This is a genomic window from Sagittula sp. P11 (genome assembly GCF_002814095.1).
Taxonomy (GTDB): domain Bacteria; phylum Pseudomonadota; class Alphaproteobacteria; order Rhodobacterales; family Rhodobacteraceae; genus Sagittula.
Window position 1 is genome coordinate 2410553 of sequence record NZ_CP021913.1, and the last position, 14857, is coordinate 2425409.

The window sequence follows — 14857 nt, forward strand, 5'->3', positions numbered from 1 at the left end:
ACCCCCGCAACCAAATTCAGAATGCCAGAACATCAATGAAAGCCTCCTTCGTGAGGCTTTTGTGTTTTGTGCAGCCCCATATACCGAAACCAGTGGCTATCCGCGCCAGATTTTTTCGCGACGCGGTTGACCTGCCACTGAACTTTCATCCAGCCACGACCGGAGCCCGGTTAGTGTTTACGCCGGTTGGCGCAGGTTGAGCAATCGCCCGGCGCGCGGAGCTTTCATCTCGCGCAGCGGGGCGGGCGATTGCGGTGGTCAGGGTCCGCGCGTAGGCAGCCGGGGTCTGGTAATCCAAGGCCGAATGGGGGCGCTCGGTGTTGTAGTCCGTAGCCCAGGCTGCGATCACGATCCGCGCATGGGCCAGATTGCGGAACATGGTCTCGTTGAGCAGCTCGTCGCGCATCCGGCCGTTGAAGCTTTCGACGAAACCGTTCTGCATCGGCTTGCCCGGCGCGATGTCGTGCCATTCGACCCGGTGCTCGGAACACCACCGCAGGATCGCGTTACTGGTCAGCTCCGTCCCATTATCGCTGACAATCATGCCGGGCTTGCCGCGGCGCTCGATCAGGGCCGTCAGTTCACGCGCGACACGGCGCCCTGAGATCGAGGTGTCCGGGATCGCCGCCAGGCATTCCCGGGTGACGTCGTCGACCACGTTGAGCACGCGGAAGCGCTGGCCGTTGGCGAACTGGTCATGGACGAAATCCAATGACCAACGGGCGTTCGGTCGCGCCTCGACCAGGATCGGTGCCCGCGTTCCGACCGCCTTGCGCCGCGCCTTCCGCTTGCGCACCGTCAGCCCTTCTTCGCGGTAGAGCCGATAGATCCGATTGATCCCCGAGGGCTCGCCCTCGCGGCGCAGCAGCACGAACAGGCGCCGGTAGCCGAACCGCCGACGCTCGTTGGCCAGGTCCCGCAACCGGCCGCGCAGAACCGTGTCCGGCGCGCGCTGAGATCGATAGCGGATCATCGTGCGATCCGCGCCGACGATGTGGCAGGCCCGCCGTTCCGACAGGCCATGCTCAGCCTGAAGATAGGCGACGACTTCGCGCTTCACCGCGGGCCCTACCACTTTTTTGAAACCAGATCCTTCATCGCCGCCAGATCCAGCATCTGTTCGGCCAGAAGCTTCTTCAACTTGGCGTTCTCATCCTCAAGCGCCTTCAGCCGCTTGGCCTCTGATACCGTCATGCCACCGAACTTGGCCTTCCAGTTGTAGAAGGTGCCTTCCGACATGCCGTGCTTGCGGCATAGATCGGCGCACTTCGCGCCGGCCTCATGCTCGGCCAGGATGCCGATGATCTGCTCGTCCGTGAATCTCGTTCGCTTCATTGTCCGTCCTCAGGTTGGGCCGGACTCTAATCGACGGTGGAGGAAAAATCCCGTGGCAGGTCATGCCACACGTGGATGACAGGCTGTCATTGCGCAGGGGCCGGACAGGCTCTTCTCGATCTGCGCTTGCAGCGAATGGCGACTTCGCTTCCGATCCCGAAACAGCTATGGAGCCGCGTATGGCACCACATGGCGCGTTTGAGCACACAGGAGGTGTACTTGCTGAGGAAACTCGCCCTTACAGTGGAGCCCGTTGACCGCGAGACGCTCCCGTCGCTGTTCTCGCGCATGGCAATCCTGAATGGAACAGACGCTGCCAGCTTCGCCCTCGATCTCGGGACCACCTTTCGGCGTATCCTGGAGCAGGACGAAGAGGCCGTCGCGATTTTCTCAGAACGCGCAGGGCTGTCGGCCACGCAGCTCGCCGAGTTGCTCTCCTGGACAGGTAAACGCATCGGGGACGTCCGGATGCGGTTTCGGAAGGAGGTCTTCGTCTCGCGGGCCCTGCGAAACCCGATCATTCGGGGCTGTCCACTTTGCATGCGTGAGCATGCAGCCGATCAGCCCCATCCGTTGCGGCAAATTGCCTTGCGGGGCGACTGGCTCTGCAGAGGTGTTGATATCTGCCACAAGCACCTCCATCTCCTCGTTCCCTTGTGGTCCAGCGCGCGCCCCATCGAACGGGATGATATTGGAGCGAGATTGGCGGAGATCCTGCCAGACCTGCGAGCAGGATCATTTGACTGCGTGCGCATCGATCCTACCGACTATGACCTTTGGCTTGATAAGCGTCTATCGCAGGGTATCGCTGCGGACAAAACATGGCTGGCCTCACAGCCGGTGTTTCCGGTGATCACAATCTCTGAGTTTATCGGTGGAGCCTTGCTGCGCAAACAGGGTGAGGCCCCGGACGACCGGCGCGCCAAGGCCACGGGCTTTACCTTTGTCTCGCAAGGCCCTGATGGGCTCCGAGCGGCTCTGGACATCCTTATGCGCTCTCAGGACGGTGGCTACATCGTGAATCAGGGCGAATTGGGTCCGCTCCTCCGACACCTTAGGGGCAGCTATCTTGATGACGATGCCTTTGCGGTCTTTCGCGAAATCCTTCGTGACTATTTTCTGGAAATATGGCCGTTGGCGCCAGGTGATGAACTTCTCGGACATACCGTCACAGAGCGGCGTCTCCACTCCCTTACAACAGCATCCAAGGAAACCGGCATCGGGCCGGCTGTCTTGGATGACCTCCTGAAAGAAGCAGGCGCGTTCGCGCCCAGTGACGCGCGTGCCGATGCCCGCAAGACCTTTGACGCGAAGGCCTGGCAGCACATTCTTGATGAAATCCCGACATTGGTAGGCCCACTTGCGCTACGACGAGCCATCGGCGCGACCCTGGCCGAATTGAACGGGTTGAAGGCAGACGGTGTCCTCGTCCCGAGGACCAAAGTTGCAACGATCAAATCGCCTTGGCGTATTGCGGATGGCCAAGCTCTTCTTGAGGAGTTGCAGGCCTATGCGCAGCCGGTTGCCCCAGATGAGCCAGGGTGGGAGACGATCCAACTCGTTCACAAGCGGCTGGACCTTCCTGTTGGAGAGATCATTGCGGCCATCCGGACGGGTTCTCTGCGCCTTGGTCAGCGTCCTGATGTGTTCGGTTACCACGGGCTTGTGGTGGAAATCACTGAAGTTACTGCGCTCAAGGCGAAGGTCGCCCCGAAGCGCAAGCCATCGACCAACCAGGGAGAGATGACAGCAGCGGCCTTCGCCCGGTCGGCGGGTATTCGGGGGAAAGCTCAATTCCTGGCTCTGATCGAAGGTGGCCACACGCCTGCGATGCTGGTTGTGAATCCTACGACCAGGCGTCGAGAATGGCGCATGAGCCGCGACGACATCGCTGCGTTTGAGGCCAACTACACGACACCATCGATGCTGTCGGCCGAAACTGGTGCGCATTTGAACACAATTCGGGCCGTTTTGCAGAGCGAAGGTATCGAGCCGTTCCGACCGAACGGCCTGAATGTCGGACCGGTCTATCTTCGCAACGCTGTCGAGCCGGTTGTGGCACTCCTGAAATCTCAGGAGCGAAAGTGACCGCTAGCCACCGATTATGCTGAAACACCTGTCTATCTCAGTGTGCTAGCAGAAACCTTCGATACGTCACCCCAAGCCTCTTGACAGGGGGTGTGCATGAAAGCCGCCGCAACGTGCAAGCTTATGGTGCATTGGCACCGCGAAGACAGACAAGTGGCGATCCCTGAAGGACTCGAACCCTCAACCTGCTGATTAGAAGTCAGCTGCTCTATCCAGTTGAGCTAAGGGACCGCTGCGATGTCTTTAATCCGATTGCGCAGGCAAACTCAAAGCGAAATCGATAGGGAGATGGACGATATGTCGTTCCGCGCCGGGCGCCGTCAGAAGGCGTGAAGCGTGGTGCGGGCGGGCTCCGTCCGGGCGACGACCTTGCCGTTCGAGATGACGGCCAGCCGGGCGGGGCGCAGGCGCAGCGCCTCGACCGGGTCGGGCGCGTCGAGCACGACAAACGAGGCGCGTTTGCCCGTCTCAAGGCCGAAGTCGAGGCCCATGATCTCTGCCGGCGTGTCGGTGACCATGGTGAAGGCCGCGCGCATCTGGTCCGGCGCGGTCATCAGCGCGACGTGCAGGCCCATGTGCGCCACGTCGAGCATGTCGCCCGATCCCAGCGGATACCACGGGTCCTTCACGCAGTCCTGCCCGAAGGCAACGGTCACGCCGGCGGCGCGCAGCTCCGGCACGCGGGTCAGGCCGCGCCGCTTCGGATAGCTGTCCATGCGACCCTGGAGGGTGATGTTGATCAGCGGGTTGGGGATCGCGGCGACCTGCGCCTCGGCGATCAGCGGCAGGAGCTTGGCGACGTAGTAATTGTCCATGGAGTGCATGGAGGTCAGGTGGCTGCCCGCGGTGCGGCCCTGCAGGCCGAAGCGGATAGTCTCTGCCGCCAGCGTCTCGATATGGCGGGAGAGGGGATCGTCGGATTCGTCGCAATGCAGGTCCACCCGCAGGCCCCGTTCGGCAGCGAGCGTGCAGGCGGCGGTGACGGAGGCGGCGCCATCGGCCATGGTGCGTTCGAAATGCGGAATGCCGCCCACCACGTCGACGCCCGCGTCCAGCGCGCGGACGACCTGATCCTCGGCACCGGGGGTGCGGTACCAGCCGTCCTGCGGGAAGGCGACCAGTTGCAGGTCGAGCACGTCCTTTACCGTCTCGCGAACCTCCAGCAGCGCCTCGACCGTGTTGAAGGTTTCGTCGGTGACATCGACGTGGGAGCGGATGGCGAGGACGCCCTTGCCCACCGCCTCGCGGCAATAGGTGAGGGCACGGGTGACGATGCCCTCCTTCGACTGGAGGCGCTTCAGCTCGCCCCAGAGACCGATGCCTTCCAGCAGCGTGCCGGAGGCGTTCACCCTTGGCCGCCCGTAGGACAGCGTGGCGTCCATGTGGAAATGCACGTCGCAGAAGGGGGCAGAGACCAGCTTGCCCGTGGCGTCGATGATCTCTCCCGCCTCGGCGGTGATGCCGGGTTCGATGGCGGTGATGCGGTCGCCGGTGATCGCGATGTCCGCCTGCGTGCCGTCCGGAAGGGTGCCGCCCCTGACGAGAATGTCCATCGGCGTCTCCTTATGCCGTGATCGTGTGGGCCGCGTCCGACGGCCAGCTCAGCCAGAAGCGCTGGCCGGGTTCGGGAGAGAGCCGTTCCAGCGCCTCCTCCGAGACCTGCGCCTTCAGCTCCTGGCCTTCCGCCCCTTCGAAATAGCAGATGATGCCGGTGCCCGCGAACTCCTCCGACAGGAATTCGGCAGGGATGGAAGGCGCGTCCGGCTGTGTCGCGCTGACTTGCATCCGGTCGGCGGCGACGACGATCTCCTGTCCCGGGGCGTCGCCCGGCAGGATGTTGTTGCGGCCCACGAACTCTGCCACGAAGCGGGACCTCGGCGCGCGGTAGACCTCTTTCGGCTGGCCGATCTGGGCGATCTCGCCGTGGCCCATGATGACCACGCGGTCGGCCATGGCGAAGGCTTCGGACTGCGAGTGCGTCACGTAGACGAAGGTGATGCCGAGTTCGCGCTGGAGCCGGGTCAGCACGCCCTGCATCCGGATCACGAGGTGTGCGTCGAGCGCCGAGAGAGGTTCGTCCAGAAGCAGGATCTTCGGCTCGGTCACGAGGCTCCGGGCAAGGGCGACGCGCTGGCGCTGGCCGCCGGACAGTTCGTCGATGCGGCGCTTCTCGAACCCTTTCAGGCCCATGCGGTCGAGCCAGAGCATCGCGCGCCCGTGCCGGTCCTGCGCCGTGACGCCGCGCATCTTCAGCCCGAACTCGACGTTTTCCTTCACGTTGAGGAAAGGAAACAGCGCCAGCGACTGCCAGACCATCGGCGTGTCGCGCTCGTGCACGGCCACGTTGTTCATCACCTGCCCGTCGATGGTGATCGTTCCCTCGGTCGGGGTCTCCAGCCCGGCGAGCATCCTGAGCGTCGTGGTCTTGCCACAGCCCGACGGCCCCATGATGGCGACGAACTCTCCGCGGCCGATGTCGAGGTCGATGCCTTTCACCGCCTCGAAGCCCTTGTAGGATTTGCGGACGCCGGAGAAGCGGACAAGCGGATCGGTGGTCATGTGCGGCTTTTCTTCAGGATCAGGAGCTGGGCGGCGATCACCAGCGTCATGGAGGTCAGGAAGACCACCGTGCCGATGGCGTTGATCTGCGGATCGACGTTGCCCTGCAGGATTTCGAGGATCATGACCGGGACGGTCTTGTTCAGGCCCGAGACGAACCACGACACGACGAATTCGTCGAAGGATACGGCGGCGGTCAGGCAGAAGGCGGAGATGAGTGCGGGCAGGCAGAAGGGCACGACCACGGTCTGCATGGCGCGCCACGGCGAGGCGCCGAGGTTCCACGCTGCGGATTCAAGCGCCGGGTCCATCTGTTGCAGGCGCATCCGGCAGATCGCCATGGCAAAGGGCGCGCCCATCACGGTGTGGGCGATGACGATACCGGGAAGCGTGCCCGACAGTCCCATCCGCCCGAGCCACGCCAGCATCGCCAGCCCCATGATGACAAGCGGAATGGTCGGCGGCAGCAGGGCGAGGGCGATGTAGGCGGGTTTCCAGCGGAAGTTGTAGCGGAAGTCGGTGTAGGCAGTGGCGAAGCCGAGGACGGTGGAAAGCGCCGCGGCGGACAGCGCCACGATCAGCGAGTTGCTGAAGGCCGTCCAGACCTCGGGCCGCGAAAACGCGGTCTCGTACCAGTGTGTCGTGAAGTGGCCCAGCGGCACGGTCGGGAAGCGGTCCGAGTTGAAGGAGAAGATCATCGAGGTGACGATCGGTGCGAAGACGAAGGCGAAGAGCGCCGCGAGGTAGAGGCGGGAAAGGATGTCGCCGGGCTTCATTTGCGCCTCCCGTAGGCGGCGCCGACCGCGGCGAAGGCGACAGTGAACAGCGTGACGATCATCATGATCGCAACGACGGCGGCGCGGGGCCACTGCTGGCCGGACTTTGTCGTGTCGATGATGAGGATCGACAGCGTGGGCGGCTTCGATCCGCCGAGGTAGAACGGGCTGACGAAATCGCCGAATGACAGGATGAAGGCGAACACCGCGCCGACGATCAGGCCGACCTTCGCCGCAGGGAGGATCACCTGCGTCAGTGTCGCGCGTGGTGAAGCGCCGAGGTTGCGGGCGGCTTCGATCAGGTTGCGGTCGATGGCGGCGAGCGAGAAGGTCTGCAGGATCACGACCAGCGGCAGGACGAGCGTGAGGTATCCCACCATCGCGCCGAAGCCGGAGTTGAGCATGGTGAAGGGGCCAAGGCCAAGCCCGCCGATGATGGCATTGAGCGGCCCGCTTTCCGCAAGCAGCACCTGCCAGGCGTAGACCCGCACGAGGTAGGAGGTGAAGAACGGCACGATCAGGAAGAAGACCGCCCAGCGGCGCGTCGTCTCCGAAACGCGGAAGGCCAGCGCGAAGGCCGCGGGGAAGGCGATCAGCGTGGAGAGGACCGCGGCGAGCGTCGCCCTCCAGAGCGTGACCCAATAGGCGTTCCAGAAGTAGTCGCGGCCCAGCATCCGGTCCCAGTTGTCGAAGACGAAGGCCGGCTCCATCCGGTAGTTGCGGACCAGCCAGAACGACATGGCGACCATCAGGACCAGCGGGCCGAGGAAGAACAGTCCCTGCCAGATCAGCAGCGGCAGGCGCCAGACGTAGGGATAGACTGCGGGTTTGGACATGGGGATCAGGGGCCGGTTCCTGTGGCGGGCCGCGGAGGGGGCGCTGCCCCCGCCCTTCGGGCCCCCCGAGGTATTTCGGCCAAGATGAAGGCCGGGACGTGTGCGACGGTCGGGTGCGCGCGCCGGGAAGGAGAGACCGGCGCGCGCATGCGGCCCTGCGGCCGCGTGGTGGTCAGGCGGTCTTGTATTCCGACCAGAAGTCGTTCCAGTCCTCGAGACTTTGCTGGCGCGGGATGTCGCGGAAGAACAGGCGGCCTTCCTCGAGCAGCCGGATCGGCGACTGGTCGGAGCCCTCGATCAGGCCGGAGCGCTCGGCCTCGGCCATGTTGGCCTCCTGGATGGCGGTCCAGCCGGATTTCGTCGGCGAGAGGCCGGGGTAGGCGGCCATCTGGATCGACTTCACCTGGCCCTCGGGCGAGAGCATGTACTGGATGAACTTGTTGATGATGTCGTGCTTCGTCGTGCCCTTGCCGATGGAATAGCTTTCGGTCCACTGGATGCCGCCCTCTTCGGGGATGACGGAGGCCACGGGGGCGCCGTCCTTTTCCAGCACGCCGGTGATCCAGTCGCCGATGCCGCACATGGCCAGCATCTCGCCGTTCTTCAGGGCAGCGAAGGTACCGCCGTAGTCGAAGTAGCCGCCGACCTGCGGTTTCAGGGAAAGGGTCTTTTCCTGCACCGCTTCCCAGGCTGCCTCATCGATGTCGTAGGGCGAGGGAGCGCGGTTGCCGTTCAGCAGCGAGATCTGGCCGAGGCTGGGCAGGTGCCAGTCGAAGTGGCCGACCTTGCCGGTGACCTTGGGGTTCCAGAAGGCATTGTAGGACATCGCCTCTTCGCGGGTCAGCGCCTCGGTGTTGTAGGAGACGCCGAGCAGGCCGTAGCGCACCATCACCGACCAGAGCGTGTCGTCCGTCCAGTGGCCGGGGAATTTCTGGTAGGCGGGCCAGAAGTCGTCGAAGGGGTAGAGCGAGGGGTCCATTTCCTCGATGTAGCCGGCGGCGTTGAGCTGCTGCACGAACTCGGCGTCGGAAAGGATCAGGTCGTAGGTCCCCGGGGGCGACTGGGAAATCAGGGCCAGCATGTTGTCGCCGCCCGCGTAGTACTTCGGCACGAACTTGACGTTGTTGGCGGCCTCGAACTCGGCCACGATGTCGGGCTCGGCGTGGCCGTACCATGCGAGCATGTTGATCGTCGTCGGTTCCTGCGCCCACGCGCGGTTCAGCATCGGCGCGGTCAGGGCAGCCGCGGCGGCGGTGCGCAGCAGGCTCCGGCGCGTCAGGGTGAGTGGTTTGGACATGTGTGACCCCCTTGTCGACAGGCCTTTGCGGCCGTTCTGGTGGGGAAAGCATAGGGCCGCCATTTTCGGCTTGGGAAATTTCCAGTTGGTATGGCTGTATTTGCCTGGCTTATGGAAAGCCGTTCTGACCGGATTTCCGGATATGCTCCATCAGGTGTTGGGCCAGCCCGTGCCCGGCCTTGCTGAGGGCGGCGTGTTTGTAGAACAGCCCGATGCGGAGGGGGGCGAGCGGCGGAAAACCCTCGTCTTCGCGCGCGATGCGCATGCCGGGCAGGAGGGTGGCGGGGGTCAGGGCGGTGGCTCCCAGGCCTGCGCGCACGGCGGTCTGCAGCCCGGACACGTCGCGCGATACGAGGGCGGTGCGCCAGCCTCGACCCGAGACCCGGAGGGCATTGCGCATCCGCGCGGCGTATTCGCAGGGGTCGGGGTGGCGGACGATGGGCAGCGGCGCCTTGCGGTCGGCCTGGAAGGTGTCGCGGACTACCCAGAAGGGTGTCACGGCGGTGCTTTCCACGAGGTAGGGCACGTCGCCGTCAGGCACGATGGCGGTGCAGATGTCGAGGCGGTCGGCGGCCAGTGCCTCCCGCAAGTCCTTGGACAGAAGGCTTTCAAGCTCGATCCGCACGTCCGGATGGCGGGCGGCGAAGTCGGCGATCGCGTCGAGCAGGAAGGCATGGGAGAAGTCCGTCGGCACGCCCACTCGGATCCAGCCGCTGAGCGCCGCTTCGGCGAAATGTGCGAGGATGTCGTCGTTGAGCCGGAGCATCTGCCGCGCGTAGGGGCCGAGCGCCACCCCGTCGTCGGTCAGCGCGAACTGGCGGCCCGAGGTGCGGATCAGCTTGGTTTGCAGAAGATCCTCCAGCCGTCGGATCTGCAGCGAGATGGCGGGCTGGGTGCGTCCCAGCGCTTCGGCGGCGCGGGTGAACCCGCCGAGGTCGACCACGGTGACGAAGCTGCGCAGGAGGTCGGTGGGGATGTTGCGGGCCATGCCGACATTTTCATTCCTTATGCAGGCATTGCCAGAATGAATTTCCCCAATGCTCGGGCTGTGCCTATCCAAGCGTAAATAAATCGGAGGATCGGCATGGATCGCCCAAATTTTGATCGACTGGTTAAGGACGGCCTCCCGGCGGTCACGCCGGTCATTCACGTTCTGGATGTGGGGCAGGCGCTCCGCAATATCGATACGGTAGAGGGGGCCGGTTGCCCGGGGGCGTTCCTCATCAACCACGACTTCCCGATGGAGGACTTCCTGCCGGTCCTGCGGGAGGTGCGTGCCGCGCGAACGGATCTCTGGCTGGGGGTGAACTTCCTTGCCCAAACGGGCGGCGTGGGGTTTCCGGTGCTGGGGCAACTGGCGCAGGAAGGCTGCCGGATCGACGCCTATTGGGCCGACGACGCCCGCATCGACGAGCGTGAGGAGGCGCAGGCGGAGGCGGAGCAGATCGCCCGAATCCGCGCGCAGAGCGGTTGGGGTGGCCTCTACCTCGGCGGTGTCGCCTTCAAGAAGCAGCGTCCAGTGAACCCCGAGGATCATGCCGAGGCCGCCCGCAAGGCGCTGCTCTACATGGACGTGGTCTGCACGTCGGGCATCGCCACGGGGCAGGAGGCCGACCTCACCAAGATAGAAAACTTCCGCGCGGCCCTGGGGGATGCGCCGCTGGCGCTGGCCTCAGGGATCACGCCGGAGAACGCGCATCTTTATGCGCCGCTGGTGGACATCTTCCTCGTCGCGACGGGGATCAACTTCGACGGCGATTTCCACAACATCGACCCCGCGCGGCTGAACGCCCTGCTGGAGGTCACGCGCAATGCCCGGAAAGGAGCGCACCCATGACCGATCTGAAAGGCCCCCGTGACGACCGCTGGTACCTCTCGCTTATGTCGCCCAACACCAAGGGGCCGAAGTTCGCATGGCTCGACCCGACCTCGATCTACATCAACGCGGCGGCCTTCGGCGACCTCCTGGACGATCTCTGCGCAGAGATCGACGCCGATGACGTGGACGTTGTCGCGGGGCTGGATGCCATGGGCTTCGTCCTCGGTGCGGCGCTGGCGGCCCGGCTGGGGCGGGGTTTCCTGCCGATCCGCAAGGCAAACAAGCTGTGCGTCGACACCGACAGCGTGAGTTACGGCAACTACTCCGGCCGGACGCAGGACATGGAGATGCGGACGCCTGCATTCGCGCCGGGAACGCGTGTCCTGCTCGCCGATCAATGGGTCGAGACCGGCGGCACGATGGACGGCGCCGTGCGACTGGTGGAGCGGCAGGGCGGCAAGGTCGCCGGGATGGTCGCAATCGCCATGGAGGAGAACCCGGCCACCGACGCCTACCGCTCTGCCTACAAGGTGGTCACTGCCGTGATGCAGGGATCGAAATGGCAGGCGGAATGCAATGCGCAGACGCTTTCCAGCTTCAAGACCTACCGCGCGGACCGTACCTTCCCGACGGCGGGCGTGACGGCGCCTGTCTGAACGGAAAGGCCCCACCATGTTGCTGAACCCCTTGCCCTGGCCCGACGGAAAACGTCTGGCCGCCGCGATCACATTCGACGTGGACGCCGACAGCCTGATCCGAAATGCGCGGCCCGAGGACGGCCACCTGCGGCTCGCGCCGGTCAGCATGGGGCGCTACGGGCCGACGGTGGCGGTGCCGCGCATCCTCGACACCTATCGGCGGTTCGCTCTGACCCAGACCTTCTTCATGCCCGCCTGGGTGATGGAGACCTACCCGGCCACCGTGGAGGCGATCCTGAAGGACGGGCACGAGATCGGTCATCATTCCTGGCGCCACGAGGACCCGATGGGGCATTCCGACGAGGTCGAGGCCGAGTTGTTCGGGCGTGCGATGGAGGTGCATGTCCGGCTGACGGGGCAGAAGCCGCGCGGCTATCGCGCGCCGGTCTACAACGCCACGCCGGGCGTGATCGGGCGGCTGATCGACGAGGGGTTCCTGTACGACAGTTCGCTGATGGCGGACGAGATGCCGTACCTTCTGAAGGCGCCGCAGGGCGACCTGCTGGAACTGCCGCCGCATTGGGGCAACGACGACTGGCCGCCCTTCGCGCATTTCGAAGAGATCGGCTACCTGATGCCGGTGCGCGCCCCTTCTGACGGCATCCGCGGGTTCATCGAGGAATACGAGGCGGCGCATTCCGTCGGCGGGTTCTGGATGCCTGTGCTGCATCCCTTCCTCACCGGGCGACTGGCGCGCTGGCAGGCGATGGAGCGCTGGCTGGAGGGGGTGCTGTCGTCGGGCGACGCGTGGTTCGCCCCGCTGGAGGAGATCGCCCGCCATGCCCTGACCCACAAGGACCGGCTTCGGGTCGACGAGATCTAGCGCGTCGTGACGGTCGGGATGCGCGGCGGCTCGGCCCCCGGCTGGGACCGCGCAGCGACCGCGACCATCAATGCCTGCGCAAGGCACATCGGTGCCGCCAGAGAGCGGGAGAAGGTGTAGTCATGCTCCGGCACCGCGAACAGCAGTGTCGCGGGCTTGTTCAGCGGTGAAAGCGTGCTGTCGGAGATCCCGATCACCGGGGTGCCCTTCCGGGCGGTCTCTTCCACGACGTTGACCACCTCGTTGGCGTAGAAGCGGAAGGCCACGGCGATCAGAAGGTCGGACGCGGCCATGTTCCGGGCCATGTGCGTCGCCAGCCCGCCGGAGGCATCGAGCAGCACGCAGGGTTTGCCCAGCATCGTCAGGATGTAGCGCAAAAGGACGACCACCGGCTCTGATCGCAACTGGCCGATCAGGTAGACGGTCTGGGCGTTGTCGATCATCTCGGCCGCGCGGGTCATGGCCTCCGGGTCGGTGCGGTCCAGCAGGTCCTGAAGCGAGGCGATGTCGCGCACCACGAGGTCCTGCAGCGCGTCGGGTGCGGTGCCGCCATGCTGGCGCAGGTCGCCTTCGAGCGCCCGCTTGCGCGCCTCGAACCCCGGGGCGGCGGTCGACAGGCGCCGCTGGAACAGCGCCTGCAGGTCCTTGAAACCGGAGTAGCCTAACGCCTGCGCGAACCGCACGAAGCTGGAGGCATGTATCCCACACTGCGCCGAGCTGGCGTTGACCGACAGGACGGCGACCTCGTTTGGGTTCTGCGTGAGGTACTCCGCGATCTGCTGGTAGGTCTTGCTCATGCCGTCGAATCGGTCGTGGATCAGGCGGATGAGCTCCTCGTAGTCTGCCGGGGGCGCGGTTGCCGTCATCGTCCGATCTGCGCCCGGTTGACGATCAGCGCCGGGTCGAGCGTCCCGGCAAAGAAGTCGAGGACGTTCTGCGCCGACGAGACCGCCATGCGCTGCGCCGCGCCCTCGGTCACGCCCGCGATGTGGGGCGAGAGGATCACTTGGTCGAAGCCCTTCAGCGGGTGAATCGCCGGCAGCGGTTCCGCTTCGAACACGTCGAGCCCCGCGGCAGAGACCTTGCCCGATTTCAGATGCTTCGCCAGTTCCCGTTCGTCCACGATGCCGCCGCGGGCGGTGTTCACGATCACCACGCCGGGTTTCATCGCCTCGAACTCTGCCGCGCCGATCAGGGGCCGGTCGCCCTTGGGCGCGCTGACAGAGATCACTTCGGCCCAGCCCAGTGCCTCACCCAGGTCCTCGAACGCGGGAATGCCGCCGTCCGGCCAGCCGTGGCGGTGCAGGTAGGGGTCGTGGGCGCGGATGTTCATGCCGAAGCCCGACATCATCCGGGCGGTGTTCTGGCCGATCCGCCCGAAGCCGAGGATCAGCAGGTTGCGGCCGCGGATGTCCTGCGATTCGAGCTGGTTGCGCCAGCCCCATGGCCCGCGCCGCACCGCCACGTCGGCCCGCAGCGCGCGCTTGAAGGCGGCGAGGATCAGCATGCAGGCGTGTTCGGCGACGGAGGTGGAGTTCACGTCGCCGCAGACCGCCAAGGCGATACCCCGTTCGTTCAGGGCCGCGACATCGACGGCGTCGTAGCCGACCCCGTGCCGCGAGACGACCTTCAGCCGCTCTGCCCGGTCTATGGTCGGCGAGGTCAGCGCCTGCGTGCGGATCAGCAGCGCATCGGCCTTGGCGATGTGGGGCGTGTAGCTGTCTTCCGAGATGTCGTCGATGTAGGTGGCCGTGATGTCCGGGGCGGATTCGAGGATATCGCGCCCGAGCTGGTGCAGCTTTCCGGCGACAAGGACGTGGGGCATCAGTAGGCTCCTTCGTTGCCATCTGCGCCCGCGCCGGTCAGGTCGCGGAACCGTTTGACGGAGGCGCTGGCCGCCGCGGCCAGCAGCCGCGAGTCGCCGCCGACGGTGGTCAGGTCGTAACCCCAGCCGATGGCCTGCGCCGCGTAATCCGGTGTCCCGCAATGCAGGCAGGCCTTGATGCCATTGGCCTTGCAGACCTGCGCGATGCGCTTGATGAGGTCGATCATCTCCGGTTCCTGCCGGTCGAAGCCGGGGGGCAGCCGCCCGCCCTGCGTGCCGAGGGTCAGGTCCGCCGGTCCGACGTAGATCCCGTCGAGGCCGGGGGTGGAGGCAATGTCCTCGAGGTTGTCGACGCCGCCCTGCGTTTCGATCATCGCCAGCGCCAGCACCTCGTCGTTCATCTGCGGGCCGTAGCCGGGCATGGCGAAACCCGCCCGCGTCGGGCCGAAACTGCGCTGGCCGTGCGGCGGATAGCGCATGTAGGAAACGAAGCGCTCCGCCTCTGCGCGGGAGTTGATCATCGGGCAGACGATGCCCATCGCGCCGGCATCCAGCGCCTTCATGACCGCCGCCGGATCGAGCCACGGGACACGGGCCATCAGCGTCACGCCGCTGGCGCGCATGGACTGCAGCATCGCCAGCATGTCGGCGTAGCCGATCGCGCCGTGCTGCCAGTCGACAGTCACAGAGTCGTACCCCTGCGCGGCCATGATCTCGGCCGTGAAGGGGTTGCCGATGGAGCACCAGCCGTTCAGCGCCGGTTTGCCTTCGGCCCAGAGGGCCTTGAGCTTGTTCTTCATG

The 14857-nt window shown here is 65.3% G+C and carries 14 protein-coding genes and 1 tRNA gene; 4 read left to right on the top strand and 11 right to left on the bottom strand.

Annotated elements, in window-relative coordinates; genetic code table 11:
• Positions 1-145: 145 nt before the first annotated feature.
• Positions 146-1335 (bottom strand): IS3 family transposase gene (locus CDO87_RS11630; RefSeq protein WP_100928245.1). Its coding sequence is split into 2 segments (ribosomal slippage): positions 146-1083 and positions 1083-1335, totalling 1191 coding nucleotides; the frame shifts between segments, so codons are not numbered across the junction.
• Between the two features lie 219 nt (positions 1336-1554).
• Between CDO87_RS11630 and CDO87_RS11635 the strand changes: the two genes are divergently transcribed.
• A complete protein-coding gene (locus tag CDO87_RS11635) occupies positions 1555-3423 on the top strand; it encodes a TniQ family protein (RefSeq protein ID WP_157814976.1) in 1869 nt (622 codons plus the stop codon).
• Positions 3424-3577: 154 nt separating this feature from the next.
• Here the strand turns inward: CDO87_RS11635 and CDO87_RS11640 are convergent.
• From CDO87_RS11640 to CDO87_RS11670, 7 genes are all read right to left on the bottom strand, one after another.
• A tRNA-Arg gene (locus CDO87_RS11640) sits at positions 3578-3654 on the bottom strand.
• A gap of 89 nt (positions 3655-3743) precedes the next feature.
• Complete coding sequence (locus CDO87_RS11645) at positions 3744-4976, bottom strand: cytosine deaminase (RefSeq protein ID WP_100928928.1); 1233 nt, start codon at positions 4974-4976, stop codon at positions 3744-3746.
• 10 nt (positions 4977-4986) lie between these two features.
• Positions 4987-5982 carry an ABC transporter ATP-binding protein gene (locus CDO87_RS11650; protein WP_100928929.1) on the bottom strand — a complete coding sequence of 332 codons (996 nt, stop codon included), beginning with the start codon at positions 5980-5982 and terminating at the stop codon, positions 4987-4989.
• Positions 5979-6758, bottom strand: a complete 780-nt coding sequence (locus CDO87_RS11655; protein WP_100928930.1) for an ABC transporter permease — start codon at positions 6756-6758, stop codon at positions 5979-5981. The genes CDO87_RS11650 and CDO87_RS11655 overlap by 4 nt, the downstream gene beginning before the upstream one ends.
• A complete protein-coding gene (locus tag CDO87_RS11660; protein ID WP_100928931.1) occupies positions 6755-7594 on the bottom strand; it encodes an ABC transporter permease in 840 nt (279 codons plus the stop codon). The genes CDO87_RS11655 and CDO87_RS11660 overlap by 4 nt, the downstream gene beginning before the upstream one ends.
• Before the next feature lie 172 nt (positions 7595-7766).
• The gene (locus CDO87_RS11665; RefSeq protein ID WP_198521705.1) at positions 7767-8891 is read right to left on the bottom strand and encodes a spermidine/putrescine ABC transporter substrate-binding protein; all 1125 of its coding nucleotides are present in this window, start codon (positions 8889-8891) and stop codon (positions 7767-7769) included.
• A gap of 109 nt (positions 8892-9000) precedes the next feature.
• On the bottom strand, positions 9001-9879 hold the full coding sequence (locus CDO87_RS11670; RefSeq protein ID WP_100928932.1) for a LysR family transcriptional regulator: 879 nt from the start codon (positions 9877-9879) through the stop codon (positions 9001-9003).
• Positions 9880-9975: 96 nt separating this feature from the next.
• On the opposite strand from CDO87_RS11670, the gene CDO87_RS11675 reads away from it, so the two are divergent.
• From CDO87_RS11675 to CDO87_RS11685, 3 genes are read left to right on the top strand one after another with little or no spacing between them, the layout of a single operon-like run.
• Positions 9976-10728 (top strand): BtpA/SgcQ family protein, encoded by a 753-nt coding sequence (locus CDO87_RS11675; protein ID WP_100928933.1) that lies wholly within the window; start codon positions 9976-9978, stop codon positions 10726-10728.
• Positions 10725-11366, top strand: coding sequence for a phosphoribosyltransferase family protein (locus CDO87_RS11680; RefSeq protein ID WP_100928934.1), 642 nt, complete (start codon positions 10725-10727; stop codon positions 11364-11366). The genes CDO87_RS11675 and CDO87_RS11680 overlap by 4 nt, the downstream gene beginning before the upstream one ends.
• Positions 11367-11382: 16 nt before the next feature.
• Positions 11383-12231, top strand: coding sequence for a polysaccharide deacetylase (locus CDO87_RS11685; RefSeq protein ID WP_100928935.1), 849 nt, complete (start codon positions 11383-11385; stop codon positions 12229-12231).
• Here the strand turns inward: CDO87_RS11685 and CDO87_RS11690 are convergent.
• From CDO87_RS11690 to CDO87_RS11700, 3 genes are read right to left on the bottom strand one after another with little or no spacing between them, the layout of a single operon-like run.
• Positions 12228-13097: a MurR/RpiR family transcriptional regulator gene (locus CDO87_RS11690; RefSeq protein WP_100928936.1), complete on the bottom strand. Its 870-nt coding sequence runs from the start codon at positions 13095-13097 to the stop codon at positions 12228-12230. The genes CDO87_RS11685 and CDO87_RS11690 overlap by 4 nt on opposite strands.
• The gene (locus CDO87_RS11695) at positions 13094-14056 is read right to left on the bottom strand and encodes a hydroxyacid dehydrogenase (RefSeq protein ID WP_100928937.1); all 963 of its coding nucleotides are present in this window, start codon (positions 14054-14056) and stop codon (positions 13094-13096) included. Before CDO87_RS11695 ends, CDO87_RS11690 begins: the two co-directional genes overlap by 4 nt.
• Positions 14056-14856: an HpcH/HpaI aldolase/citrate lyase family protein gene (locus CDO87_RS11700; RefSeq protein ID WP_100928938.1), complete on the bottom strand. Its 801-nt coding sequence runs from the start codon at positions 14854-14856 to the stop codon at positions 14056-14058. The genes CDO87_RS11695 and CDO87_RS11700 overlap by 1 nt, the downstream gene beginning before the upstream one ends.
• Between the last annotated feature and the right edge of the window lies 1 nt (position 14857).

Coding starts and splice junctions, on each gene's coding strand:
- CDO87_RS11645 (WP_100928928.1), bottom strand. CDS start 4,976: ATGGACATTCTCGTCAGGGGCGGCACCCTTCCGGACGGCACGCAGGCG.
- CDO87_RS11650 (WP_100928929.1), bottom strand. CDS start 5,982: ATGACCACCGATCCGCTTGTCCGCTTCTCCGGCGTCCGCAAATCCTAC.
- CDO87_RS11655 (WP_100928930.1), bottom strand. CDS start 6,758: ATGAAGCCCGGCGACATCCTTTCCCGCCTCTACCTCGCGGCGCTCTTC.
- CDO87_RS11660 (WP_100928931.1), bottom strand. CDS start 7,594: ATGTCCAAACCCGCAGTCTATCCCTACGTCTGGCGCCTGCCGCTGCTG.
- CDO87_RS11665 (WP_198521705.1), bottom strand. CDS start 8,891: ATGTCCAAACCACTCACCCTGACGCGCCGGAGCCTGCTGCGCACCGCC.
- CDO87_RS11670 (WP_100928932.1), bottom strand. CDS start 9,879: ATGGCCCGCAACATCCCCACCGACCTCCTGCGCAGCTTCGTCACCGTG.
- CDO87_RS11675 (WP_100928933.1), top strand. CDS start 9,976: ATGGATCGCCCAAATTTTGATCGACTGGTTAAGGACGGCCTCCCGGCG.
- CDO87_RS11680 (WP_100928934.1), top strand. CDS start 10,725: ATGACCGATCTGAAAGGCCCCCGTGACGACCGCTGGTACCTCTCGCTT.
- CDO87_RS11685 (WP_100928935.1), top strand. CDS start 11,383: ATGTTGCTGAACCCCTTGCCCTGGCCCGACGGAAAACGTCTGGCCGCC.
- CDO87_RS11690 (WP_100928936.1), bottom strand. CDS start 13,097: ATGACGGCAACCGCGCCCCCGGCAGACTACGAGGAGCTCATCCGCCTG.
- CDO87_RS11695 (WP_100928937.1), bottom strand. CDS start 14,056: ATGCCCCACGTCCTTGTCGCCGGAAAGCTGCACCAGCTCGGGCGCGAT.
- CDO87_RS11700 (WP_100928938.1), bottom strand. CDS start 14,856: ATGAAGAACAAGCTCAAGGCCCTCTGGGCCGAAGGCAAACCGGCGCTG.